Source organism: Gottfriedia sp. NPDC057991, assembly GCF_042886615.1.
Taxonomy (GTDB): domain Bacteria; phylum Bacillota; class Bacilli; order Bacillales; family Bacillaceae_G; genus Gottfriedia.
In genome coordinates this window covers 145,839-170,552 of record NZ_JBHVQN010000001.1, presented here as the reverse complement: position 1 = coordinate 170,552, position 24,714 = coordinate 145,839, and the positions used below count along the sequence as shown (strand labels likewise).

Here is a 24,714-nt window from a genome sequence, read left to right as displayed (position 1 = left end):
ACCAAATTTTCATAAAAATATACGTTAGTACAGGAATCGTCTTGCACTATATATTCTTAGTCAATTACATGAAATCATAAGGTGAAAGATTTGGTAATTCATCTGAAAGCTGAAATGGTAAATCCTCATTTAGTTGAACTTCACCATTTTCAATCCCTTTTAGTTTCATACAAAGAGTAGTTTGTCTTTGACCATCATCTGTTCTTCCAATGCCTTGAATAAATGCATCTTGTTCACCACACATGATTAAGAACTTCTTACTTCTTGTCACTGCAGTGTAAATTAAATTTCTTCGAAGCATTCGATAATAACTTTTAACAATTGGAAGCACAATAATATCAAATTCACTACCTTGCGACTTATGAATTGAACAACAGTAAGCAAGAGTTAATTGAGAAAAATCTGGTCTAGTATAGGTCACTTCATTTCCATCAAATGAAACGATAATAATATCTTGTTGTTCTACATTCTCTTTGGCGAAAAAAATGTTTACAATTTCACCCATATCCCCATTAAAAACATTATTTTCAGGAACGTTTACAAGTTGGAGAACTTTATCACCTGTACGGAAAGATGTATCCCCAAAATTCATTTCACGTTGCTTTTCTTTTTTAGGGTTAAACACTTCTTGTAGTCCTTCATTTAGGGCATCAATTCCTGCTGGACCACGATACATCGGTGCTAATACTTGGATATCTCTTACAGGAAAACCTTTTTTATTGGCGTTTTCACACACTTTTTTGACGACTTCAACAACTTGTTGACCTGAACAACCGATAAAAGAACGATCTTTTCTTTGTTCAAATAAATCCTCGGAAATTGTTCCATCTTTTATATAATGTGCAAGCGTAATAATCGACGAATCTTCTGATTGACGGTAAATGTCTTTTAATCGTACTGTTGGAACTGTACCAGAGTTTAATAAGTCCTTTAAGACTTGACCTGGGCCAACAGAAGGTAATTGATCCTCATCCCCTACAAAAATGACTTGGCAGCCTTCTGGAATGCTTTTTAATAATTGATTCCCTAACCAAACATCGACCATTGAAAACTCATCAATGATCAGTAATTTTCCATTTAAAGGATTTTCCTCATGATGGCTAAACTCCCCTTCTCTTGTCCAACCGAGTAAACGATGAATTGTTACTGCTGGTAATCCAGTTGCTTCACTCATTCGTTTTGCCGCTCTACCTGTAGGTGCAGCAAGCAAATAAGGGAATGGATCATCTTTCGGATAAGAATGCTGATCTAATGATAAATCATGGATTGTTGAAAATAGATTAACGATTCCTTTAATAACTGTCGTTTTACCTGTCCCTGGTCCACCTGTAAGGACCATCATAGCTGACTCCATCGCCTTTTTGATTGCTTGCGCTTGTGAAGGTGCATATTTTACATTCATTTTTGATTCAAGGTCTTCTAACTCTTTTGCAAATCTAGTTTCAGTCATTTCTCCTAAATCTGGAGCACTGCTTAATAATTTTTGAATCGCATTTACAATGCCTTTCTCAGCGTAATAAAGAGCAGCTAAATAGATTCTCTCGTCTTCCATTACTAGCTTTCCGTCTGCTACCAATCGTTTCATTTCCCGAGAAATGTCGACTGCTTCGACAAGTTCTTTATCTTGTTTCATTAATAATTGTCTAGTTTCATCAATAAACTGATCTTGCGTTATATAAACATGTCCTTCTTGCATCGATAAATGCTCTAAAATATAAATACAACCCGCGCGTATCCGATCTGGATGATTTCCTGTAATACCGATTGCTCGACCAATTTCATCTGCTCTTCCAAACCCAATCCCGTCCACATCTTCAATTAACTTAAACGGATTTGTTCGGATAACATCTAGAGTTGATTCATTATAAGTCTTATAAATTTTAATCGATAGGCCCGTTCCAATGCCGTAGCTACTTAAAAAGCTGATTACTTTTTCAAGACCTTGATGAGATAGAATTGTTTCATAAATTTCTTTAGCTTTGGATTTTGCCAGTCCGGGAACACTCTCTAAGCTATCAGCATTATCTAAAATTTTATTAATTGCACCTTCACCTAAATGGTCAACGATTTTCTCAGCTGTTTTCTTTCCAATTCCTTTAAACAAATCCGATGATAAATATTGAATAACACCTTTTTTAGTAGATGGAAGCTCTTTTTCAAATGATGAAATTTGAAATTGTTTACCATACCTCGGATGGTCTTTTACAATCCCCTTAAATGTATATGTTTCATCCTCATTCATCCTTGGAATATTCCCAGTAATGGTCATTTCCTGTTCACAATTTGATAAATTTGTATCAACCACTTTTACCTTTGCAACAGTATAAAAATTTTCTGCATTATAAAAGATGATTGTTGTGATATGCCCTTTAATATATGGTGTCTCATCAACAAACAATTCCATTTCACTTTGGGTTTGCATTTCTCCACCTCCCCGTCTTACACTAAACTAGCTTCATTCTTCTTCTTTATTTTCAATTACTTTTAAAGCATGCATAGCAAGCATATGATCATCTTGACTTTCAATCGCTTTAATAAAATGGTCTTTCGCAGTTGTAACCTCATCATTAAACATCGCAATAATGCCTAGATTATAATGTGCATCAGCATGCAGTTCATCTAATTGTAAAACCTTATCTAAATTAATTTTTGCTTCATCTAACATTTCTAATTTAGCTAAAGTAAGGCCATATTGGAATAATGCGTCTACATCTTGATCATCTAACTCAATCGCTCGTTGAAAAAATGGAAGTGCAAAACGATCTTCTCCATTATTAACACAGCATAATCCAATCATAAAATGGACATCGCTATCATTCATGCCAAGTTTCACACAATGTTGAAAATGCTTTTTAGCTAATTCGTACTTTCCATCTTCAAAATACACTGTTCCAACTGCATAATGCGCTGCTGCTAATTCCGGATCAATTTCTAAAGCTTTTTCAAAAAAACGACAAGCTCGTTCTACATCTCCCATCGATAGTAAAAGCTGACCAAAATTAACATACGCTAATGAATTAGTAGGATTTTCTTCAATTTCTTTCGTTAAAAAATTAGCTGCATCCTCTAAGTTACCCTCTTGCAGGGCTGCTACACCACGTTCAAAATTATTCATATATGACACCTCTATGTATTTTCTTTCAATTATTTTGGATGTACTTCATTTTCTATACTAATCAGTTTAAGAAACTTAATATATCTATTTAACACTATCACACCATAGTATACATTTCAAAGGAACGTTTCTTCAAAATTCTAACGATAATTTAAGTATTTTCATTCAAAAAAACAACCCCAACCATTACGATTGGGGTAAATAGATTTATCTTAAATAAGTTAATTCATTACCATCGATAAATGCACGATCAATTGTACCTCCACCTAGGCAGTCTGTTCCGTCGTAAAATACAACGGCTTGTCCTGGAGTGATTGCACGAATTTTTTCGTGGCAAAGAATTCTTACTGAGTTATCATCTAAAATGTGAACTGTTACCTCGTTATCTTCAGAACGATAACGGAATTTAGCAGTACATGTAAATGAACCTTCTTTTGGTTTATCTGATGTCCAACTAATATCAGAAGCAAGTACTTCATTACTATAAAGTAAGTCATTATGAAAACCTTGTTCAACTAATAAAACATTATTTTTTAAGTCTTTTCCTACAACGAACCAAGGATCTCCATTTCCACCGATTCCAAGTCCATGACGTTGACCAATTGTATAATACATAAGTCCATCATGTTTACCTTTAACTTCCCCGTTCATAGTTCTCATTTCACCAGGTTGTGCAGGTAAATAATTACTTAGAAATTCTTTAAAGTTACGTTCACCTATGAAGCAAATGCCAGTACTGTCTTTTTTCTTAGCTGTTGCTAAATCTGCCTCTTCAGCAATTTTACGGATTTCAGGCTTTAAATAGCTTCCAAGTGGGAACATAACTTTCGATAGTTGTTCTTGGCCAAGTTGATTTAGGAAATAAGTTTGGTCTTTATTGCTATCAATTCCTCGTAACATTTTATATTCTCCGTCACGAAACTCAACTCCAGCATAATGACCTGTCGCTACATAATCTGCCCCAAGCTCCATTGCATGTTCAAGGAATGCTTTAAACTTAATTTCTTTGTTACACATTACGTCGGGGTTTGGTGTTCTACCTTTTTTATATTCATCTAAAAAATAAGTAAACACTTTATCCCAATATTGCTTTTCAAAATTCACTGCATAATACGGAATTCCTATTTGATTACAAACTGCAATTACATCTTCATAATCTTCAGTTGCTGTACATACGCCAAATTCATCTGTGTCATCCCAGTTTTTCATAAAAATACCGATGACATCATATCCTTGTTGTTTCAATAAATATGCTGTTACAGATGAATCTACACCACCTGACATTCCTACTACTACGCGAGTGTCTTTTGGATCTTTTTTATTCATAAATGATATCCCCTCGCATTTTTAAAATTTATATTTTAACCAATCGTTTTACAATTGAAGATACACGTTCTCCAAGTATACGGATTTGTTCGTCTGTATTTCCATAACCAAAGCTGAATCGAACCGAAGAACGTATTTTAGGTGAATTTATTCCAAACATTTCAACTAAAACATGTGATGGATCAATACTACCAGCAGTACAAGCAGACCCGCTTGAAGCTGCTATGCCTGATAAATCAAGGTTTACCAAAAATGATTCAATTGAAATATCTTCAAATGATAAGTTTAACACATGTGGTGCAAAAAACGATTCATTTCCATTTTTTTCAAAACGAATGCCATTTTCTTTTAGAACATCCAATAAGATTTCATGGAAACGTAAATAGCTTTTTACACGTTCATCTCTTTCAATGTGAATAACTTCAACCGCTTTTGCTAATCCAACAATACCAGGAACATTTTCTGTACCCGCACGTCGTTTACGCTCTTGCTGTCCACCGAATTGCAATTGTGTAAAAATTGCATTTTCACTTACATAAAGAAAACCTACACCTTTAGGTCCATTAATTTTATGTGAGGAAATGGATAAAAAGTCGACACCAAGTTCTTCAACATGAATAGGAATTAAGCCGTAAGCTTGTACTGCATCTGTATGGAAATGAGCTTTATGGTCACTAAGAAGTTCACCGATTTCTTTAATTGGTTGTACTGTTCCGATTTCATTATTAACCATCATAATTGATACTAAAATCGTATCATCACGCAGTGCAGATTTTACATCCTCTACATTCACACGACCTGTATGATCTACAGGTAAATACGTAACCTCAAAGCCTTCCTTTTCAAGAGCCTGGCATGTATGTAATATAGCATGATGCTCGATGCTAGAGGTAATAATGTGCTTACCATATTTTTGATTCGCATAAGCAGCGCCTCGAATAGCAAGGTTATCACTTTCCGTTCCACCGCTTGTAAAAATAATTTCGTTAACTTTTGACCCTATGCTATTCGCACAAATCATGCGTGCAGTATCAATCTTTTGGCGAGCTTGTCGGCCAAATGAATGAATACTAGATGGATTTCCAAAAGTCTCTTGCATTTCTACAACCATCTTTTCGATAACTTCTGGATGCATCGGAGAAGTCGCAGCATGATCTACATAAATACGTTCCATTTTTATTAAACCCTTTCTTTATGAAGCGTTCAACTATCCTTGAACGCACTAAAATTAAATATAAAACATATATCCATTTAAATCATCAGATTCTAATTTTGCTAGGTCCTCAAGACTCGTATGGTCTAACACTTCATTAATCGCTTTTTGAACACGAGTCCATAACTCTCTTTGTGCAGGATTTTCTTCTTCAAGATTTTCGATTGGAGATAGTGATCCTTCAAGTGCAGTTATCACTTCACCTGCAGAAATTTGATTTGGTTCCTTTGTTAAAATATACCCACCATATGCTCCACGAATACTCTTAACTAATCCTGCATTACGTAATAATGAAATAATTTGCTCTAAATAATGCTCAGAAAGATTTTGTGCTTTCGCAATACTCTTGAGTGAAATTGGTTTATCACAATATCTTTTAGCTAATTCAATCATAACTGTCAGTCCGTATCTTCCCTTAGTTGAAATCTTCATTCATTCACTCCGTTCAATAAACTGTATCTCTTATTTTAATCAGATTTATCTTATTTTTAAACTGTAGTAATACAATTATTGTACACTATTTATCCTATAAATTCACATGCCAGGAAAAAAATGCACTAAACCAATTGGAAAAGTGCAATATCAATCAAAAAAATAGTAAGTAAGAACTTTTAATTTTACTAGTCTACCTTTTTAACAAACCAACGATTAAAAGCTTTTAGACTTACCCCTCCATTTTCACCAATAATCTGCTATCCCAAAAAATCCGCCCAACATATTTTCACATGAAATGTTGTTCATTCAAGGTTTCACTAAATTACTTAAAATTTAATCAGTTAAAATTAACATAAATGCATCAAAAATAACCCGCCTTCCATTCAAGGAATATTCTGTAAAATAAAAACTAGTAGTTTATTAATAGAGAAAGAAGTTGGGAAAAATGAGAAAATCAAGGAAAAGTAAAACGAATCAGCTTACATCCATTGGATTAAGTACTTGTCTTCTGTTTGGAACCTTTGCACCTATAACTGATCATTTTAATGCAAAGGCAGAAACAATTTCTTCAAGTGAAGCGATATTAGCTAAACTAACACCAGAACAAAGAGAGGCACTACAAGCATTAAATTCGAACGAAATTAAAACGGGATTGCATCTTTCATCAGATGTAGACTTAAATAGTTCAAAAGAAGTTTCCGTAATTGTTGAATTTAAAGTTCTTCCTGCAAAAACTGAACTGTTAACAGCAGCAGCTGAAGGAAAAAACATTTCACTTGATACAGCTATGGCAAAAGTTGAGAAATCTCACATTCAATTTAAAAAAGATTTACAAGTAAAAGTAGGAAAAGATACCAAATCAAATCGAACTCTTTATCAGATAAAACATACTTATAAGCATTCACTTAATGGGGTCTCATTAACAATCCCTGCTAATCAAATTAAAAAATTATTGCAATTTAGTGATGTTAAAGCAATTTACAGCGATTCTCAAGTTCGAGTAAATCCTCCAAATCAGAATGATGAAACAAGGGACAAAACAAACGTTGACAGTATACCATTTTTAAAAATAGATCAGCTTCATAAAGAAGGGTTTACTGGAAAAGGGATAAAGATTGGCGTAATTGATACTGGAATTGATTATAATCATCCTGATTTAAAGGATGCGTATAAAGGTGGATATGATTTCGTAGACAACGATAATAATCCAATGGAAACTACTTATGATGATTGGAAGAAATCTGGAAACCCGGAATTCTATAATGGTAGTTCTTATTATACCGAGCACGGTACTCACGTTTCAGGTACAATCGCTGGACAAGCTAAAAATGATTCAGATTTCAAAGTAACAGGCATAGCGCCTGATGCTGATTTATATGTATATCGTGTTTTAGGTCCGTATGGTAGCGGCGCCAATTCTTCAGTAATTGCTGGAATTGATAAGTCCGTAGAAGATGGCATGGATGTGATTAACCTCTCATTAGGAAGCGATTATAATGATCCATTAGACCCTACAAGCCTAGCAATTGATAATGCTGTACTAAGTGGCGTCACAGCAGTTGTTGCAGCAGGAAATTCAGGCGAGTACGGGATATCTACATTAGGCTCGCCGGGAGCAGCTGCACTAGCATTAACAGTTGGTGCAAGCTCAGCATCTACTAAAGTAACAACCTTTAAAAGTAGTTTCAAAGTAGGAAAAAGAAAAATAAATGGAACTTTACAGTTAATGACTAAAAAATGGACCGATGACTTTAGCAATCTTTCTGGAAACTCATTTGATATTGTAGGTGTTGGAGAAGGTGGTCCAAATGATTATTCTGGAAAAGATGTAAAAGGTAAAATAGCATTTGTTGTACGTGGCACATATGCTTTAATCGATAAAATGCAATATGCAAAACAAAACGGTGCAAAAGGAATTATTATATACAACAACAATAGCAACGAGGGGCAAATTCCATACTTCTTAGGAGAGAGTAATGACAATATTCCAGTATTTTCGTTGGATAATAATACTGGCTCGGCGGTTAGGGATATATTAACAACTGGTCCATTAACCGTTTCATTAGGTGCACTCGGAGAGAGTGAAATTCCTGGTGACGTATTAGCAGACTTCAGTTCAAAAGGTCCATCAGGAACTTTATACGATATAAAACCAGAAATAACAGCGCCAGGCGTAGATGTACTTTCGACAGTTCCTTCCTATATCAATAATAAAAATGATAAGAATGATTATTCATCTGCATATGAAAGAATGTCAGGTACATCAATGGCCACTCCCCATGTTGCAGGTATTGCGGCATTATTACTGCAAGCAAACTCAAGCTATACACCTGCTGATCTTAAAACAGTATTAATGAATACAGCAGACCCATTAAAGGGTAAGAATAGTGTATTTGAAATAGGCGCAGGTAGAGTTGACCCTTATGAAGCTATTCATTCAGATACAGAAATATCAGTTTTAGATGAAACTCCGTATATTGAAAATGGACAGGAGCAAATCATCCAAGAGCAAACAGGTGGTCTTAGCTATGGTTTTATTCCTATGAATAATGAAACTTCTTTCAACGAGTCAAAGAAAATAGTAATCTCTAACTCAAGCCAAAAAATGAAAAAATATGCTATTTCTGTTGAATATAATGTAGGCGCGCAAGGTTCATTGGATGCAGAGAAAAACGGTGTAAATGTAAAATTATCTGAGGATTCTTTTAAGGTAAAATCAGGTACCAAAAAAGAGCTTTCTGTCTCATTAATCGTTCCAAAAACAGCTGAAAAAGGAACATATGAAGGATACATTCGTATTGAAAATGAAAAAAACCCTGAAGAGAATTATCAAATACCATTCGGCTCACGTGTTGTTGAAGAAGGGTTTAAATATTTTGCGATCCACTCCCCATCTATCTCAACTAATCGTGTAATGGCACTATATAGTGTTAAAGATACAGATTTAGATTTCAATTTAAATTCACCTATGAAAACGATCGATTTTGTTTTAGTTGATCCAAAAACAGATAAAGGTTTAGGATTAATCACATCAATTAACACAACAGGTGCTGCTGTAGACTATGATTATTATTTACAAGATGGATTTGCAGGAAGATACTTCCCTTTTACTGGAAATGCTAAAAAGCCGATTGGATTTACTTCTATTTCAGCTCCAGATGGCGTTTATAAAATTAAAGCAATTGGAACAAATCAAGCTGGAAAACAATTTGTAAAAACTGATAAAGTCTATATTGATAATAACGGAGCGACGCTTTCGTTAGATCAAACAAATGCTATACCAAAAGGAGATCTACCATTTGTTGAATTAGCACCTGATCAAAAAACAGTTACATTATCGGGCACAGTAATTGATAACGAAGTAAGTGAGATGCAAAAGAACGGAATGAATATAACACAATCTAATAACAAGGTATATTACGGCTCTAATGGACCAGCATTAAGTATAAGCGTAGATGAAAATGGTAAATTCTCGAAAGAAATTTCTGTAACTGGGTCTTCGTCCGCTACAATGCTTCAATTTGTAGGAGCTGATCGAGCTGGTAATTCATCTGTTGCACCCAAGGTTATTTACTATGTAAAAGCTGGAACGCAATACATTTACGCTAAGCCAAATAAAGAATCTATAACTATGGGCGATAAAGTAACCTATACTTTGTATAGCCATGGATTAAAGAACGCTAAAGAAATGAGCTTTTCGCTAAATTATTTAAATAAATATTTTGATTCTGTTGAGATTGTAAAAAACAAAACATTACCAGAAGGTACAGAACTTACTTCTACTACTAGCGGTACAACCAGCTTAACTTCAAACATTACACTGAAAATGCTTAACGATGGTATTTCAGGCGATGTGCCATTAATCGATCTAGAATTTGATACTAAAGCAGATGAGTTTGTAAATGTACTTAGTCAACTATTTAGTATTTACGGAGGGGGATACAAAGATTTGAGTGGGGCAACTGTAAGACCACTAATTCAAACCGGTCTACTTCCAATCTTTGCAGCCTATTCAAAAGTACAAGCTCAGCTTGGAGCCCAAGGCCTATACAAGGAAGATGGCACTTACAATTATTCAACGGATTACACAACTGTTGGTGCAAGTGTTAAAGCACAAGATTCAAAAGGTAATTTATATACAGGAGAAATACAAAAAAACGGACAAATCTTTATTAATAACTTGCCTGCAGACGAACTTCTTTACACTGTTATTGTAGATGTTCCAGGACATTTTACTACTTACACTCCACTTGAAATTGGAAGAAAAGCTGGAAATATAAGTATTGGAGAAAGCATTTATTATTACACTGCTAAATCGAAAGCTGGAGACATCACTAAAGACAACGTGGTCGATCTAAATGATGCACTTTTGCTTGAAGCAAACTGGAATAAAAACAATCGAGATACTGATATTAACTTTGATGGCATTACCGATGCTAAAGACTTTAAATTACTAGAATCTAATTATTTAAAAGAAAATGATTATGTGCTAGATACACCGAGTCCAGTCCAAGAGCTTAAAGGTCAAACACTCCAAACAATTAAAGCAAAACTAGGAATTAACTAAAATAAAGAACTGGAACTCTAATTCCCGAGTTCCAGTTTTTAGTTGTTGAATAAAGTCAATTAATTGATTGCTTAACTTTTCAATTTACCTGCTCTTACGAATTGAGCGGCTGCTGCTTTTTCATCGAAATCTTCAACATTTTTTCTAGATTCTTTTATGTTTTTTAAAAAGCTTATGACTTGGAATTCGATACTTTTTATTTCGTATTCAGTATCAGCATTTAATAAATCCTCTAATAGATCTAAATAAATGGCTTTCTCTTCGGGTGTTAGCACTAGCCTCATTACATGCCTCCTTCATCTTTTGCTAAGTAAATTATTGAAAATACTACACAATTTGCTTAGAAATATTATGCAGTGAACTTACCCTTTCCCGTTCAGTGTTAAGTGCCCTACTTAAAAGAAAGCTTTGAGATGAGAGACCAGCTAATATACAGTATCCGATTACCATTCGCATATCTTTTAACATGTTTTCTGGTATAAATAAAGAAACAAATAATGTCGCGGCTGTTGCTCCAAATAAAATATCCGCAAGAAAACCTAAATAAAAGCCTTTCTTTCGTCTCACCGGAAGCATAATCGTACCTTTGTTAAACAGGATGTGAAAAATAAATCCGGTCACTCCACCAATGACAACCGCCAGGACATAGAGTTTAACCATGTTCATCCTCCATTCTTATTTTTAGGTACAAAAAAAATTCCTACTTTCGTTTCGAGAATAAGTTAATCGAAATGATCGCTAGGATTGGACAAGTTCTATATAAAAATATGAACAGCTTGTTCTTTTTATTATAAAAGCTTAAAAATAAATTATCAAAACATTTTGTAAAATTTATCCAATTGTGACAATAAATAAGGTAAAAGACCTGAATTTTCATTTAAACAAATACACTACAAGACTATTTAACTATTTGCCATTACCCTTATTATGATATATTGGAATTAAAAAGAAGCTAGAGGAGGTTTTAAGTTGGCTGTACAAAGAAAGTTCAAGAAAATAGTAAATCAATTACGCCAGCAAGATCTATATCAGCGCGCAAAAGGCATAGACCAACTTAGAAAGTCTCTTCAATCTGGTGCTTCTATTGAATCATTAATTTATTTATTAGAAGAAGCGGGAACCAATTTCCCGACATCAATAGAAGATTGGGATGATGGAAGCTATCACTTAGTTGGATTTTGTTCAGAGTTCGAGCTCCAAGAATTAATAACTCCAATCGAAAAGAATTTTGAAACATATAGTGAAAGAGCAAAACATCAAGCCCTCTATTTATTAATTAGTCTTAAATCAGAGCTAGCTAGAGATGCTTATATACGAATCATTGAAAAAAATAGTAATCGATTCTCGCTTGATATCGATGTTCAATTCATTTTCGAAGAGACAAATTGGGCTCCAGAACTTGTAAAAAAACTATTACGTTTAATTGAAAATGAAGAAACTGCTGTTTCAATTTTCCATCTGATTCTATTATGTAAAAGGAATTCAATTTCTCTACCATTTTCATCCGATGAGAATGATTATATAATCGAAAAAATTAAAGTTTTATATAAGCTTAAACGAGATTCATATTTAAATTATAATCAAGATTACAACTTAAAATATGTGTACCAGGCTTGGAAGGAATCTTACCTCATCGTTCGAACAGAGATGGGTATTTGTCTTCAATTAATGCAATATTATTCTGATGATAGCATTCATGAATATTTAAAAGAGGCACTTGAATATCATGATCCTTACCTAAAAGTGGATGCTGTTATATCACTGATGGAACATGGCGTACAAATTGAAAAAGAAATCCTTGATTATTGCGCTCACAATATTGAATCTGCTGTATGGTTTTATACAAAATTAAATGAATTTTCAAAGAAAGATATATATCCATTTACGGAAGAACATCAACAAAGCTTTGTGAAAAACAGACTGTTTCTTTATTTAATTGCTCATGAGGATTTTGGTGTGATCCCCGACGAGATCGAAATTGTAAAGCGTTATGATACTTCAAACTATTATGAACAAGAAGTAACTTATTATTTAGCTAAATTTCGTAGTCAGCAAGAAAATTGGGAAGAAAATGATTGGATGGCTGCATATGTAGGGGCTTATATTTCTGAACAAATTCCTAGTCCACGATTTTATGATGAAACAATTACGGCATTTACAAAATGGGATAAATATACTGAGGATGAACATAAAACCCAACTTGAATTATTGAATAAAGAAGAAAATGATAAATTAGGTCAAGAAGTCATTTTGGAATCAAAGCCAAGTTGGCATTTTGGTACTTATTTTCTTGGATTCCTAACAGCTGTTAGAACAGGTACTGCTTTCGGAAATCACGATCCTATTTATTTTTTATTACTAGCTTTACTATGGCTTATTTTCTTATATAAAGTGTATGCAACAATTCAACTTCGAAAAGACTCTAAATTAATTTTAACAAGTAGACAGCTAACCTTAAAAAAAGGAAATGAATTGAAGTCGATTGAGCTTCACAAGATAAACAAGATGACAATCGAACTCCGAAAATGGGGTAAAAACGAAGGAAAAATGGCAGCATATCAACGAAAAATAAATTATATTGTTTTCTATGATAAGGATGACGAAGAGATTTTATCAATCCCTTCTACATTTATTAAACCTGATCTACTTTTCCTCGAGATAAAAATATTAACTAGTCATTTAGTTGATTCTCCAACTATTGAGGTTTTTGAAAATGATGTTAGTGCCTAAAAAAGTCGAGATTGTATCTCGACTTTTTTATTCATGTTCCGTTCATATTAGGTTGTTATGATATTACTTAAAGATTTTTATATTAAATTAAATATCAAACTAAATATCGGGGGACAGGTTAATTTATGTATTCTAAGAAAAGTTGGTGGATTTTATTTATTATTTCGCTTTGTGTCATTATTCCATTTATGGCTCCTTATTTCCTAATTGATCCTGCGAAAAGTCGTATCCAAATTAGTTCAACTTCAATTCAATATCCTGCTTTAATTACTCATATCTTTTTTGCATTTATTGCTTTAATTGCTGGGTTCTTACAGTTTTTAAAAAGGATTAGATCTCGTTATCCAAGAATCCACCGAATGATTGGAAAGATTTACTATACTAGCGTTTTTATTAGTGGAATTTTATCATTGATTGTAATTTTCGATATTGAAAATTTTTCAAAAGGAATGTCTTTTCTTGCTTTAGCTATACTTTGGATTTTCACTACAATTAAAGGTATTCATAGCGCTAAGAAGAAAAATTACATAGCTCACCAAATCTGGATGACTCGAGGTTTTGGAATCACATTAGTAGCAGTTAGTGGTAGAGTTTTAGTGCCATTTATATTATTAGCCTACTTTTTGCTAAATGGATTACATATACCAGGTGGAAGAGAACGAATGGTTGAGGAAGCTCTAAACGTGAATATATGGGTAGGTTTATTAATAAATTTAATCATAATTGAGTGGATTATATTAAAAAGGAAGGTAGATTAAGCGACCAAATTCGCTTTAATCTACCTTCTCGTTAATTATTGACCTAATTTCGATTCTTCTTAAACTGCTGTAGTTTTTCAAAAATAGCCCCGTAACGTTTTTCGTTTCCTGCTTCTTTTGGTTTATAGTAAACTTGATTTACAAGTCGATCTGGAAGATATTGTTGATTTACCCAACCGCCAAAATTACCTAAAGGATGATCATGCGGATAAATATAACCAATCCCATGCCCCATATCCTTGGCTCCAGCATAGTGACTATCTTTTAAATGTGCTGGGATATCATCATGTAGCCCACTTCTCACATCATTTAATGCTCGATCAATTGATGTAACACTAGAATTAGATTTGGATGACAAACAAAGCTCAATTACCGCATTTGAAAGAATAATTCTTGCTTCAGGAAATCCAACTTGCTTTGCGGCTTCACACGCCAGAACAACCTTCCATGGATCGCCAGCTAATCCGATATCCTCGTAAGCAATAACTAATAATCTTCGAATAATACTAGTTAAATCACCCGCTTCAATGAGCCTCGCCAAATAATAAAGTGCAGCATTTACATCACTTCCACGAATACTCTTTTGGAAACCAGACAATGTGTCATAATGAAAGTCTCCATTTTTATCATGATTAAAACCTTTTGAACGAAGAAATTCATCAATAATTTCATCTTGTACTATAATCGTTCCATCTGACTCTTTTGTTGAACCGTATACAATTGATTCCAAAATATTTAATGATGATCTTGCATCACCGTTTACTCCATGAGCAATTTTTAAAATTTGCTCCTCTGAAATTTGGATTTGCAAATTTCCTAATCCTCTATCCTCATCTCTTAAGGCCTTATCTAATAATTTATAAATATGTTTTGGTAAAAGTGGTTCTAATTTTAAAATGTGGTTACAGCGAGATCGTATTGCACTGTTAACATCGTGGTATGGATTCTCAGTTGTTGCCCCAATTAGCGTGATAAATCCGCTTTCTACATATGATAATAAATAATCCTGTTGTAGCTTTGACCAACGATGAATTTCATCTGCAAAAAGAATGATCTCACCGAACATTTTCGCCTCATGAACGATATCCTCAAGTTCTTTTTTACCAGAAGTAGTCGCATTTACAGTTACAAAACGTTTATCAACCGTACCTGCAATTGCATGGGCAAATGATGTCTTCCCTATTCCAGGTTCCCCGTGTATTAACATTGAAGGAACTCGTCCGTTATGTATTAATCGATATAACGCTGATTCTTTTCCGATAATTTTTTCCTGACCAATTAATTCATCAATCGTTCTTGGTCTCATACGGTATGCTAGAGGTTCATGACTCATTTTTCTCCCTCCTTTATAACTCTTTTTACTATTGTAAATGAATTGGAAACATTTTTCATCTGCACCTGAAAATATTTCTTTTTACTAACAATTTATTTGGTGAAGATAATAATAGATGAATTAAAGAAGGTGAAAAAATGAATGCTCCGAAAACAAAATGGTCACTTGAAGATGAAAACACATTAATTGAACTCGTTGAAAAATATGAAAGTAAAGGTAAATCGAAGCAAGAAGCATTTGAAATGGTAGCAAATATTATTAATCGGACAAAGACAGCATGTGCTTCTAGATACCGAAAACTATCAAAAGATCAATGTAAAGAAATAAACACACCTAAAGAAGTTACCAAATTAAATAAACCTATAAATCCTCCTTCACTGAATATTGATATGGTCATCCAATTCTTAATGAATTTCGAACAAAAGCATCAAACTTCGGAGGAAAATATGCAGTTAAAAGAAAGAGTAGTTAAATTAAAAATTGAAAATGAAAATTTAAACAAAAAAATTGTTAATTTAAAAACATTAATCCAAAAGAAACAAAATGTATTAATCAATCTAACAGAATAAATTTGGACAAAATAATGTAAAACATTCACAGTATATTATCACTTGTACTATTGTATAATGAAGTAACGAAATGCAAGCAATAGTAAGGAGTATAATGAAATGAATTGGAAAAAAGGCGGTTTATGGATAATTATATTTTTTATTATTAAAGGGACGTTATCTACACTTTTAATTATTACTGGTGCTAAATACTTTAACCTATCATATATTCAAATTCTACTTCTTGTAGTTGGACTTTTAGTTATTTCTTTAATTGGACGTCAATTTGTGAGAAGACGTAAAAATAGAGCTAAAAATGAGAAGGATTTAAATATGTAATCACTTTTACCTTATCCGGTAATGTGTCCGAGCAGACTGAAACCCCCAATTAATTTGGGGGTCTTTTTTATTTATTAGGCTTACGTTTATTCATTTCAATCGATTCCATATCGTTAACGACGCCATCTTTGCCAACCTTACCATTTTTCTCGACAACATTATTTTTCTTTTTATACTTAACATTAATCCGATTGGATAAATTATCTACATGATGCTGTTTTGAATCTTTTTCCACGTCACTTGTACTATTACAAGCAGTTAATATTGATAATGATAATCCGAAAGTACAAAATACTTTCAAGGCTCTATTCAACATCAAACACCTCCTATTGAAGGTAGTTTTTACATTAATAAATAAAAAAACTGTAGGAAATTAATTCCTACAGCCAGTTTGCTATCTGTATTAGTTATTCTTTGCCCACACGCTTAATTTCAATATCCTTTATTAATTCACGTACTGCATGACTAGCTGCGATTAAGCCTGCAACTGATGGTACAAAGGCGTTTGAAGACGGTGGCATTTTGGCTTTTCTAATTTTTGTATTTTCATCTGGTACGATTTCTTTACGTACCTCTTCACGAATAACAATTGGACTTTCGTCTGAATAAACAACTGTAACACCTTTTTGAATGCCTTCTTTGCGAAGTTTAGTTCGAATAACCTTTGCAATAGGATCGTGAGTTGTTTTTGAGATATCAGCAATTTTAAATCGAGTTGGATCCATCTTATTAGCGGCACCCATACTTGAAATAAGTGGAATTCCCAGGCGGCGACACTCTTTAATTAAGTGAATTTTATATGTAATTGTATCAGAAGCATCAATTACATAATCTAATGGAATTTCGAAAAACTTTTCAAATGTTTCTTCTGTATAAAACATTCTATGTGTAATTACTTCGCACTCAGGATTAATCTCTAGAATACGTTGCTTCATCATCTCTACTTTAGGCTCTCCAACTGTTGATAATAAAGCATGAATTTGTCTATTCACGTTTGTTATATCAATAACATCTTTATCCACTAGTATTAAACGCCCGACTCCAGAACGCGCTAAAGCTTCTGCAGAAAACGAGCCAACGCCTCCAATACCTAAAATAGCTACCGTACTGTTTTGTAATCGCTCTAAACCTGCTTTACCAAAAGCAAGCTCATTACGAGAAAATTGGTGTAACATTTATTCAACTCCCACTATCTTAATCAGATTACAATGATTTAAATATACATGATACAAGCTATTTACATCAAGCTTGAATGAAAGAAAAACAGAATTTTTCTTAATCCTTCAACAAGAAAAAGGAAAGGATTAAGAAAATTAATTCCTTCACCCTTCCTTTTTATTTTACTCTTCTATAGTTGTTTTTAACGCTAATTCTTCTAATTGTGCAGAAGAAACTGGACTTGGTGCATTTGTTAATAAGCAACTTGCTGATGCTGTTTTAGGGAATGCAATTGTGTCACGTAAATTTGAGCGACCTGCAAGTAACATTACAATACGGTCTAAACCTAACGCAATTCCGCCATGTGGTGGAGTACCGTATTCAAATGCTTCCATTAAGAAACCAAATTGCTCTTGTGCTTCTTCTTCAGAAAATCCTAAGCATTTGAACATTTTTTCTTGTACGTCTCTTTCGTAAATTCGAACTGATCCTCCACCAAGCTCGTAACCATTTAATACCAAGTCATAAGCTTGAGCTTTTACACTACCTGGGTCAGTATCAAGTTTCGCAATATCTTCACGAACAGGCGACGTGAATGGATGATGAGCCGCAAAATAGCGATCTAATTCTGCATCATACTCAAGTAATGGCCAGTCAGTAACCCATAAGAAATTGAATTTAGATTGATCAATTAAATCTAAGTCTTTACCAAGTTTTAATCGAAGTGCACCTAAGCTATTTGCAACTACTGAAGCATCTGAAGCTACGAATAAAATTAAGTCACCTGCTTCTGCCTCTACAGCTAATTTTAATGTAGCAAACTCTTCTTCACTAAAGAATTTAGCGATAGGACCTTTGAAACCATCTTCTTCAAGTTTTAACCAAGCAAGACCTTTTGCTCCATAACGACCAGCATATTCTTGAAGACCATCGATGTCTTTACGAGAATAATTTGCTGCTTGACCTTTTACATTTAAACATTTTACTTGGCCACCGTTTTCAACAGCTGAAGTAAATACTTTAAATCCACTTTCTTTAGCGAACGAAGAAACATCAATTAACTCTAATCCGAAACGAGTATCAGGCTTATCAGAACCGTAGCGATTCATCGCTTCATCATAGCTCATTCGAGGAAGTGGTGTAACTAGTTCAACACCTTTTGTTTCCTTCATCATTTTAACCATCATTCTTTCAGACATTTCCATTATTTCCTCTTGTGAAAGGAAGCTAGTTTCAATGTCTATTTGAGTAAATTCTGGTTGACGGTCAGCACGTAAATCTTCGTCACGGAAGCATCGTGCAATTTGGAAATAGCGTTCAAATCCTGAAACCATTAATAATTGTTTAAAAATTTGAGGTGATTGTGGTAATGCATAAAACTCACCTGGATGTACACGGCTAGGTACTAAATAGTCACGAGCTCCTTCTGGAGTACTCTTCGTTAAAATTGGCGTTTCAACTTCTAAGAAGTCTTCACCATCTAAGAAATCACGAATTGATTTTGTAATTTTTGAACGTAATTTAAATGTATCATACATAACTGGACGACGTAGATCTAAATAACGATATTTTAAACGAAGGTCTTCTGCTACCTCTGTTTTATTTTCAATTGCAAATGGAGGATTCTTAGCTTTATTAATAAGATCAAGCTTTTCAACAGAAACTTCAATAGCTCCCGTTTCAAGATTTGTATTAGCTGTACCTTCACCACGAGATACTACTTTCCCGTGAACGTGTAGAATAAATTCATTACGTACAGTTTCAGCTAGAGCTAAAGCTTCACCTGAAGTTTCAGGATTAAAAACGATTTGTACAAGTCCAGAACGATCACGTAAATCAATAAAAATTAATCCACCTAAATCACGTCTTTTTTGTACCCATCCTTTAAGTGTTACACTTTGACCAATATGCGATTCTCTTAGTTCTCCACATAAATGCGTTCGTTGTTCCATTTTCAATTCCCCCATTTGTTTATTTAGAGCTTACGTATTTTACAAAGATGTCTAATGCAACTTCTTCTTGTACACCAGTCTCTTGGTCTTTTAAATTAATGACTCCTCGAGATAATTCTTCCTCACCTAGAACCGCTACAAATCTTGTTTTATAGCGTTCCGCTGCTTTGAATTGAGCTTTTATTTTACGATCTTGGTAATCTTTTTCACAAACAAGACCAGCTTTACGCAATTGATATAAAATAGCAGTCGCTTCTTTTTTCACTTCTTCTCCAAGTCCGATTAGGAATACATCCATTTCTTGTTGGATTGGAAGTTCGATTCCTTCTGTTTCAAGAGCTAATATTAAACGCTCTATACTTAATGCGAAACCAATACCTGGAGTATTAGGACCGCCGATTTCTTCAACTAATCCGTTATAGCGGCCACCACCACTTAAAGTTGAAATTGTACCGAATCCTTTACCTTCTAACATGATTTCAAATACAGTGTGATTATAATAATCTAAACCACGAACTAAATTTGCATCGATCTCAAACGGAATTTTCATAGCTGTTAAGTAAGATTGAACAGCTTCGAAATAGTTCATAGATTCTTCATTTAAATATTCTAAAATCGATGGTGCTGTCTTCATTGAAGGGTGATCGTGATCCTTTTTACAATCTAAAATACGTAAAGGATTCGTTTCGAAACGATTATTACAATCACTACATAGCTCATGTGCTACTGGTTTAAAATGATTCACAAGCGCTTCACGGTGTGCTTTACGGCTTTCTAAGTCACCTAAACTATTAAGAACTAACTTAACATTTTTCAATCCAAGACCACGATATAATTCCATTGATAGAGCTAATACTTCTGCATCGATAGAAGGATCATTACTACCTAAAGCTTCAATACCGAATTGTACGAACTGACGATAGCGACCAGCTTGTGGGCGTTCATAACGGAACATAGGACCGATATAGTACAATTTTGTAGGTTGATTGCTATATCCGTACATTTTATTTTCAACATAAGAACGAGCGATTGACGCAGTTCCTTCTGGACGTAATGTTAATTGACGATCTCCACGATCAGTAAATGTGTACATTTCTTTTTGAACAATATCCGTTGTATCTCCAACACCACGCTGGAATAATTCAGTATGTTCAAAGATTGGTGTACGAATTTCGTTATAGTTATATCGTTTGCATAAGTCTCTTGCAAACTTTTCAATATACTGCCATTTTTCAATCGTACCAGGTAAAAGATCCTGTGTACCTCTTGGGATATTAATCGACATTTTAAATCCTCCTAAATAATAAACCTTAATAAATACAAAAAACCCTCGTGCCTACTGAAATAAAAACAGTAGGGACGAGAGTTATAAACCCGTGGTGCCACCCTAATTGAAGAACAATAAACTGTTCTCCCACTTTCATCGTTAACGCCGATTACGTTTATCCTTACTAAAAATCGTTCAGAATAAAACCTCGGGAGTGTCTTTCAAATAGTCTACTTGTGGAAATGCTCTCAGCCACGGCACTTCCTCTCTCTACAAGAGATCCTATCCTACTTTTCTCCGTCTATGGAATGTTACTATGTATCAATATGTTATTTAATATCTTACGTTCGGATACAACAAATGTCAAGAACAGTTAATTTTTTTTTTACGAACGCTCCAACTGTCTTTTTAAATCACGCACTTCTCTTAAAGTTAAACCAAACTCACTTGCCATCTCTAATGAATTGGATTCTTGTCCCCTATTTTGAAACTCATGAAAATCCATATTCAAGACACCTTTTCTACCTGATCCTAGACTATTACGATTATTTATTCTCATGCTGCAGTCTCCTTCCAAGTATGTTGTTATATAGGATGTCCAAATAATTAATGGATTAAACAATTAAAATATTGTTGATAACTTAGGCAAGTTTTTTGGGGATTAAACAATCTAAAAATTAGGTCTATGGATTTAGAAAAAATGAAGTGAAATTTGATTAAATTTAAGTAGTTTTTAGTGTAGATTTTATTGAAAGTAGATTTTAATTAGTAAAATTTGATGATTTTATTAATAATTACATAAATCTACAAAGTTTAATTGTGATTATCGGTTTTTATTTGCGATTCCTGATTTTCAATTGAAATTATCGATTTTTATTTGCGATTCCTAGATTTCAATTGCGATTCTCGCACATCCACCAAATCTCATCTCAACTAAAAAAACCATGGCACACAACCATGGTCTAAATAAATATTCTTAAAGTAGATTGAATGCTTTCAACTGATCCGTCTATGAAATACATTAAACCGTAATAAACTAGGATGATTAAAATAACAAATAAAAGTGCTTTTAAGAAACTTTTGAGGATTGTAAACAAAATTACACCAGCAATAAGGATTAACACGATAGTAATTATGTCCATATAGTGACCTCCTCTAAATTCTTTGAAAGAACCCGTGTACTTCAGTATATTCGCTATTTGAAGTTATTATTTTAATAATTTATTCTATCAAAAAAAAATGCCTCCTTTTTGGAAAAGGAGGTTAAAGATTGGCTTATTTACTTTCAATCATAATTGTAATTGGGCCCCAATTTGTAAATGTTACATCCATATCTGCACCAAAAATGCCGGTTTGTACTTCGTATCCTTGTTCGCGTAAATATGAATTAAAATATTCGTATAATTCATTTGCGATTTCTGGCTTGGCTGCATCTGTAAAGCTTGGACGTCTACCTTTTCTCGTATCACCATATAAAGTGAATTGAGAAACAGATAGAACCTGGCCTCCAACATCATTTAAAGATAAATTCATTTTTCCAAGTTCATCTTCAAAAATTCTTAGGTTAACTGCTTTGTCAGCACAATATTTAACATCTTCTATAGTGTCTTCATGCGTTATTCCGACTAACAATAATAACCCTTTAGGTATTTGACCTACTACTTGTCCGTCCACTACGACTTTTGCTTCTTTTGTGCGCTGTAATAATACTTTCACTTTCGGCACCTCCTATTAGTGGAAAATACGTCTCACAGAGTAAATGTCTGGAATTTGTTTAACCTTATCCACTACTTTTTGCAGGTGGTTTATATTACGAATAGACAAACTCATTGTAATAGTTGCCATTTTATTTCGGTCATTTTTTCCTGTTACTGAAGAAATATTTGTTTTTGTTTCATTTACTACTGAAAGAACTTCATTTAAAAGACCACGACGATCGTAACCAAAAATTTCTATATCAACGTTATAATCACGTTCAAATGTAGGACTTTCCTCCCAATCAACTTCAATAAAACGATCTTCTTCACTATCATTTAACATGTTTACACAATCGCTTCTATGAACTGAGATTCCTCTGCCTTTTGTGATATAGCCAACAATATCATCACCAGGTACAGGATTACAGCATTTTGATAAGCGAATTAATAAATTATCTACACCTTTTACAGAAATACCAGCATCTTTACGACGTGATGGAGCTTTTTTAAGGTCCGAAGAAAGTTCTTTTAATCGGTCTTCCAGCTCAATTTCAGTACGTTTACGGAATTTATCTGTTAAACGGTGAGCAATCTGTGTTGCAGTAATTCCATTGTATCCAACTGCTGCATACATATCTTCTGCATTAGAGAAATTAAATTTCTCTGCGACGCGTTTTAAATTTTCAGACGTTAAAACTTCTTTTAAATCACATTCTAATGCTTTAATTTCTTTTTCAACTAATTCCTTGCCCTTTTCAACATTCTCTTCTCTTCTTTGCTTTTTAAAATATTGACGTATTTTATTTTTAGCATGTGAAGACTGAGCGACCTTTAACCAGTCTTGGCTAGGTCCATACGAATGCTTCGATGTCATAATCTCAACGATATCACCGGTTTTAAGTTTATAATCAAGTGGTACCATTTTTCCATTTACTTTTGTACCAATTGTTTTATTTCCGATTTCAGAGTGAATTCGGTAAGCAAAATCGATTGGAACAGATCCTAGTGGTAATTCAAAAACATCACCTTTTGGAGTAAATACAAAAACCATATCAGAGAATAAGTCCATTTTTACTGATTCCATGAACTCTTCTGCATTTGTAGAATTATCTTGCCATTCGATAATTTCACGGAACCAACTTAATTTATTTTCTAAAGTTTTTTGTGAAGGAAGATTTGCATTATCATCTTTGTATGCCCAGTGTGCTGCAACACCATATTCAGCAATTTGGTGCATCTCTTGTGTACGAATTTGTACTTCTAATGGTTCACCTTTTGGACCGATTACAGTCGTATGAAGAGATTGATACAGATTTGCCTTAGGCATAGCAATATAATCTTTAAAACGACCTGGCATTGGTTTCCAGCTTGTATGAATAACGCCTAAAACAGCGTAGCAATCTTTAATACTATTAACAATCACACGTACAGCTAATAAGTCATATATCTCGTTAAATTGTTTATTTTGCTTAGCCATTTTATGATAAATGCTATAGATATGCTTAGGACGTCCAGAAATTTCTGTTTTAATTTCGACATCTTCAAGTTGAGTTGTGATTTCGTTAATAACCTCTTCTAAATATTGCTCGCGTTCTGCTCTTTTTCGCTTCATTAAGTTAACTATTCGATAGTATTGCTGTGGATTTAAATAGCGTAACGCCGTATCTTCAAGCTCCCACTTTACTTTACTAATCCCTAGTCGATGAGCTAGCGGTGCAAATATTTCTAACGTTTCATTCGCAATTCGCATACGTTTTTCTTGAGGTAAGTGTTTTAACGTTCTCATATTGTGAAGGCGATCGGCTAATTTAATTAATATTACTCTCAAGTCCTGTGCCATCGCTACAAACATTTTGCGATGATTTTCAGCTTGCTGTTCTTCCTTCGATTTAAACTTGATTTTACCTAACTTTGTTACACCATCTACAAGCATAGATACTTCTTTGCCAAAATGGTTCTCTAAGTCCTCTTTAGATACTTCAGTATCCTCTACTACATCATGAAGAAACCCAGCACTAATGGTTGTAGCATCCATCTCTAAGCCAACCAGGATACCTGCTACTTGAACTGGGTGTATAATATACGGTTCACCTGACTTACGAAATTGCTCACTATGTGCGTCACGAGCATATTCATAAGCACGTTTAATAAACGCCACATCATCTTCTTTTAAATAATGGGACGCTTGCTCTAAAACCTGTTCTGCTGTCAAAACTTGCTCAGTAGCCATCTAATCACCTTAAATCATTATTTCTTTTATTATCATGAAAATTTCG

At 33.8% G+C, this 24,714-nt stretch carries 21 protein-coding genes and 1 other annotated feature; of the genes, 5 read left to right on the top strand and 16 right to left on the bottom strand.

Annotated features, from left to right (window positions below; genetic code table 11):
• Window positions 1-64: 64 nt before the first annotated feature.
• From recD2 to cymR, 5 genes are all read right to left on the bottom strand, one after another.
• The gene (gene recD2, locus ACFVR2_RS00805) at window positions 65-2,422 is read right to left on the bottom strand and encodes an SF1B family DNA helicase RecD2 (protein WP_387358013.1); all 2,358 of its coding nucleotides are present in this window, start codon (window positions 2,420-2,422) and stop codon (window positions 65-67) included.
• 33 nt (window positions 2,423-2,455) lie between these two features.
• Window positions 2,456-3,115 (bottom strand): tetratricopeptide repeat protein, encoded by a 660-nt coding sequence (locus ACFVR2_RS00800; RefSeq protein WP_387358011.1) that lies wholly within the window; start codon window positions 3,113-3,115, stop codon window positions 2,456-2,458.
• A gap of 207 nt (window positions 3,116-3,322) precedes the next feature.
• A complete protein-coding gene (gene mnmA, locus ACFVR2_RS00795; RefSeq protein ID WP_387358009.1) occupies window positions 3,323-4,441 on the bottom strand; it encodes a tRNA 2-thiouridine(34) synthase MnmA in 1,119 nt (372 codons plus the stop codon).
• 28 nt (window positions 4,442-4,469) lie between these two features.
• Window positions 4,470-5,615, bottom strand: a complete 1,146-nt coding sequence (locus tag ACFVR2_RS00790) for a cysteine desulfurase family protein (protein ID WP_387358007.1) — start codon at window positions 5,613-5,615, stop codon at window positions 4,470-4,472.
• A gap of 54 nt (window positions 5,616-5,669) precedes the next feature.
• A complete protein-coding gene (gene cymR / locus ACFVR2_RS00785; RefSeq protein ID WP_387358005.1) occupies window positions 5,670-6,086 on the bottom strand; it encodes a cysteine metabolism transcriptional regulator CymR in 417 nt (138 codons plus the stop codon).
• 448 nt (window positions 6,087-6,534) lie between these two features.
• Here cymR and ACFVR2_RS00780 point away from each other — a divergent pair, with 448 nt between their 5' ends.
• On the top strand, window positions 6,535-10,656 hold the full coding sequence (locus ACFVR2_RS00780; RefSeq protein ID WP_387358003.1) for a S8 family serine peptidase: 4,122 nt from the start codon (window positions 6,535-6,537) through the stop codon (window positions 10,654-10,656).
• Window positions 10,657-10,727: 71 nt separating this feature from the next.
• On the opposite strand, the gene ACFVR2_RS00775 is transcribed toward ACFVR2_RS00780, so the two are convergent.
• Window positions 10,728-10,940, bottom strand: a complete 213-nt coding sequence (locus tag ACFVR2_RS00775) for a hypothetical protein (protein ID WP_088013666.1) — start codon at window positions 10,938-10,940, stop codon at window positions 10,728-10,730.
• A gap of 43 nt (window positions 10,941-10,983) precedes the next feature.
• Window positions 10,984-11,316 (bottom strand): DUF4257 domain-containing protein, encoded by a 333-nt coding sequence (locus tag ACFVR2_RS00770; protein WP_056472677.1) that lies wholly within the window; start codon window positions 11,314-11,316, stop codon window positions 10,984-10,986.
• Window positions 11,317-11,625: 309 nt separating this feature from the next.
• Between ACFVR2_RS00770 and ACFVR2_RS00765 the strand changes: the two genes are divergently transcribed.
• The gene (locus ACFVR2_RS00765; RefSeq protein WP_387358001.1) at window positions 11,626-13,386 is read left to right on the top strand and encodes a hypothetical protein; all 1,761 of its coding nucleotides are present in this window, start codon (window positions 11,626-11,628) and stop codon (window positions 13,384-13,386) included.
• Between the two features lie 125 nt (window positions 13,387-13,511).
• Window positions 13,512-14,144 carry a DUF2306 domain-containing protein gene (locus tag ACFVR2_RS00760; protein ID WP_387357999.1) on the top strand — a complete coding sequence of 211 codons (633 nt, stop codon included), beginning with the start codon at window positions 13,512-13,514 and terminating at the stop codon, window positions 14,142-14,144.
• Window positions 14,145-14,187: 43 nt separating this feature from the next.
• Here the strand turns inward: ACFVR2_RS00760 and ACFVR2_RS00755 are convergent, their stop codons facing one another.
• Window positions 14,188-15,477 carry a replication-associated recombination protein A gene (locus tag ACFVR2_RS00755; protein ID WP_387357997.1) on the bottom strand — a complete coding sequence of 430 codons (1,290 nt, stop codon included), beginning with the start codon at window positions 15,475-15,477 and terminating at the stop codon, window positions 14,188-14,190.
• Window positions 15,478-15,614: 137 nt separating this feature from the next.
• Between ACFVR2_RS00755 and ACFVR2_RS00750 the strand changes: the two genes are divergently transcribed.
• The gene (locus ACFVR2_RS00750) at window positions 15,615-16,046 is read left to right on the top strand and encodes an SANT/Myb-like DNA-binding domain-containing protein (protein ID WP_387357995.1); all 432 of its coding nucleotides are present in this window, start codon (window positions 15,615-15,617) and stop codon (window positions 16,044-16,046) included.
• Between the two features lie 99 nt (window positions 16,047-16,145).
• A complete protein-coding gene (locus ACFVR2_RS00745) occupies window positions 16,146-16,364 on the top strand; it encodes a hypothetical protein (RefSeq protein ID WP_387357993.1) in 219 nt (72 codons plus the stop codon).
• Window positions 16,365-16,431: 67 nt separating this feature from the next.
• On the opposite strand, the gene ACFVR2_RS00740 is transcribed toward ACFVR2_RS00745, so the two are convergent.
• The 8 genes from ACFVR2_RS00740 to ACFVR2_RS00705 all read right to left on the bottom strand — a co-directional run bounded on the left by ACFVR2_RS00740 (window position 16,432) and on the right by ACFVR2_RS00705 (window position 24,668).
• Window positions 16,432-16,680: a hypothetical protein gene (locus ACFVR2_RS00740; protein WP_056472663.1), complete on the bottom strand. Its 249-nt coding sequence runs from the start codon at window positions 16,678-16,680 to the stop codon at window positions 16,432-16,434.
• A gap of 91 nt (window positions 16,681-16,771) precedes the next feature.
• Complete coding sequence (locus ACFVR2_RS00735; RefSeq protein WP_387357991.1) at window positions 16,772-17,539, bottom strand: tRNA threonylcarbamoyladenosine dehydratase; 768 nt, start codon at window positions 17,537-17,539, stop codon at window positions 16,772-16,774.
• Window positions 17,540-17,704: 165 nt separating this feature from the next.
• Window positions 17,705-19,474, bottom strand: coding sequence for an aspartate--tRNA ligase (gene aspS / locus ACFVR2_RS00730; protein ID WP_387357989.1), 1,770 nt, complete (start codon window positions 19,472-19,474; stop codon window positions 17,705-17,707).
• A 19-nt stretch (window positions 19,475-19,493) separates the two neighbouring features.
• The gene (hisS, locus tag ACFVR2_RS00725; RefSeq protein WP_387357987.1) at window positions 19,494-20,759 is read right to left on the bottom strand and encodes a histidine--tRNA ligase; all 1,266 of its coding nucleotides are present in this window, start codon (window positions 20,757-20,759) and stop codon (window positions 19,494-19,496) included.
• 67 nt (window positions 20,760-20,826) lie between these two features.
• Window positions 20,827-21,054 (bottom strand) — a binding site (T-box leader).
• Window positions 21,055-21,126: 72 nt separating this feature from the next.
• Window positions 21,127-21,300 (bottom strand): hypothetical protein, encoded by a 174-nt coding sequence (locus tag ACFVR2_RS00720; protein ID WP_088013656.1) that lies wholly within the window; start codon window positions 21,298-21,300, stop codon window positions 21,127-21,129.
• A gap of 403 nt (window positions 21,301-21,703) precedes the next feature.
• On the bottom strand, window positions 21,704-21,883 hold the full coding sequence (locus tag ACFVR2_RS00715; RefSeq protein ID WP_387357985.1) for a hypothetical protein: 180 nt from the start codon (window positions 21,881-21,883) through the stop codon (window positions 21,704-21,706).
• Between the two features lie 133 nt (window positions 21,884-22,016).
• Window positions 22,017-22,457, bottom strand: coding sequence for a D-aminoacyl-tRNA deacylase (dtd, locus tag ACFVR2_RS00710; RefSeq protein ID WP_387357983.1), 441 nt, complete (start codon window positions 22,455-22,457; stop codon window positions 22,017-22,019).
• Window positions 22,458-22,472: 15 nt separating this feature from the next.
• Complete coding sequence (locus ACFVR2_RS00705) at window positions 22,473-24,668, bottom strand: RelA/SpoT family protein (protein ID WP_387357981.1); 2,196 nt, start codon at window positions 24,666-24,668, stop codon at window positions 22,473-22,475.
• Window positions 24,669-24,714 lie beyond the last annotated feature (46 nt).

Excerpts from the sequence above, each read along its gene's own strand:
- ACFVR2_RS00780 (WP_387358003.1), top strand. The coding sequence starts at position 6,535 with ATGAGAAAATCAAGGAAAAGTAAAACGAATCAGCTTACATCCATTGGA.
- ACFVR2_RS00775 (WP_088013666.1), bottom strand. The coding sequence starts at position 10,940 with ATGAGGCTAGTGCTAACACCCGAAGAGAAAGCCATTTATTTAGATCTA.
- ACFVR2_RS00745 (WP_387357993.1), top strand. The coding sequence starts at position 16,146 with ATGAATTGGAAAAAAGGCGGTTTATGGATAATTATATTTTTTATTATT.
- ACFVR2_RS00760 (WP_387357999.1), top strand. The coding sequence starts at position 13,512 with ATGTATTCTAAGAAAAGTTGGTGGATTTTATTTATTATTTCGCTTTGT.
- recD2 (WP_387358013.1), bottom strand. The coding sequence starts at position 2,422 with ATGCAAACCCAAAGTGAAATGGAATTGTTTGTTGATGAGACACCATAT.
- ACFVR2_RS00735 (WP_387357991.1), bottom strand. The coding sequence starts at position 17,539 with ATGTTACACCAATTTTCTCGTAATGAGCTTGCTTTTGGTAAAGCAGGT.
- hisS (WP_387357987.1), bottom strand. The coding sequence starts at position 20,759 with ATGTCGATTAATATCCCAAGAGGTACACAGGATCTTTTACCTGGTACG.
- ACFVR2_RS00800 (WP_387358011.1), bottom strand. The coding sequence starts at position 3,115 with ATGAATAATTTTGAACGTGGTGTAGCAGCCCTGCAAGAGGGTAACTTA.
- ACFVR2_RS00740 (WP_056472663.1), bottom strand. The coding sequence starts at position 16,680 with ATGTTGAATAGAGCCTTGAAAGTATTTTGTACTTTCGGATTATCATTA.
- ACFVR2_RS00705 (WP_387357981.1), bottom strand. The coding sequence starts at position 24,668 with ATGGCTACTGAGCAAGTTTTGACAGCAGAACAGGTTTTAGAGCAAGCG.
- mnmA (WP_387358009.1), bottom strand. The coding sequence starts at position 4,441 with ATGAATAAAAAAGATCCAAAAGACACTCGCGTAGTAGTAGGAATGTCA.
- ACFVR2_RS00720 (WP_088013656.1), bottom strand. The coding sequence starts at position 21,300 with ATGAGAATAAATAATCGTAATAGTCTAGGATCAGGTAGAAAAGGTGTC.
- ACFVR2_RS00770 (WP_056472677.1), bottom strand. The coding sequence starts at position 11,316 with ATGGTTAAACTCTATGTCCTGGCGGTTGTCATTGGTGGAGTGACCGGA.
- aspS (WP_387357989.1), bottom strand. The coding sequence starts at position 19,474 with ATGGAACAACGAACGCATTTATGTGGAGAACTAAGAGAATCGCATATT.
- ACFVR2_RS00715 (WP_387357985.1), bottom strand. The coding sequence starts at position 21,883 with ATGGACATAATTACTATCGTGTTAATCCTTATTGCTGGTGTAATTTTG.
- ACFVR2_RS00750 (WP_387357995.1), top strand. The coding sequence starts at position 15,615 with ATGAATGCTCCGAAAACAAAATGGTCACTTGAAGATGAAAACACATTA.
- ACFVR2_RS00790 (WP_387358007.1), bottom strand. The coding sequence starts at position 5,615 with ATGGAACGTATTTATGTAGATCATGCTGCGACTTCTCCGATGCATCCA.
- ACFVR2_RS00755 (WP_387357997.1), bottom strand. The coding sequence starts at position 15,477 with ATGAGTCATGAACCTCTAGCATACCGTATGAGACCAAGAACGATTGAT.
- cymR (WP_387358005.1), bottom strand. The coding sequence starts at position 6,086 with ATGAAGATTTCAACTAAGGGAAGATACGGACTGACAGTTATGATTGAA.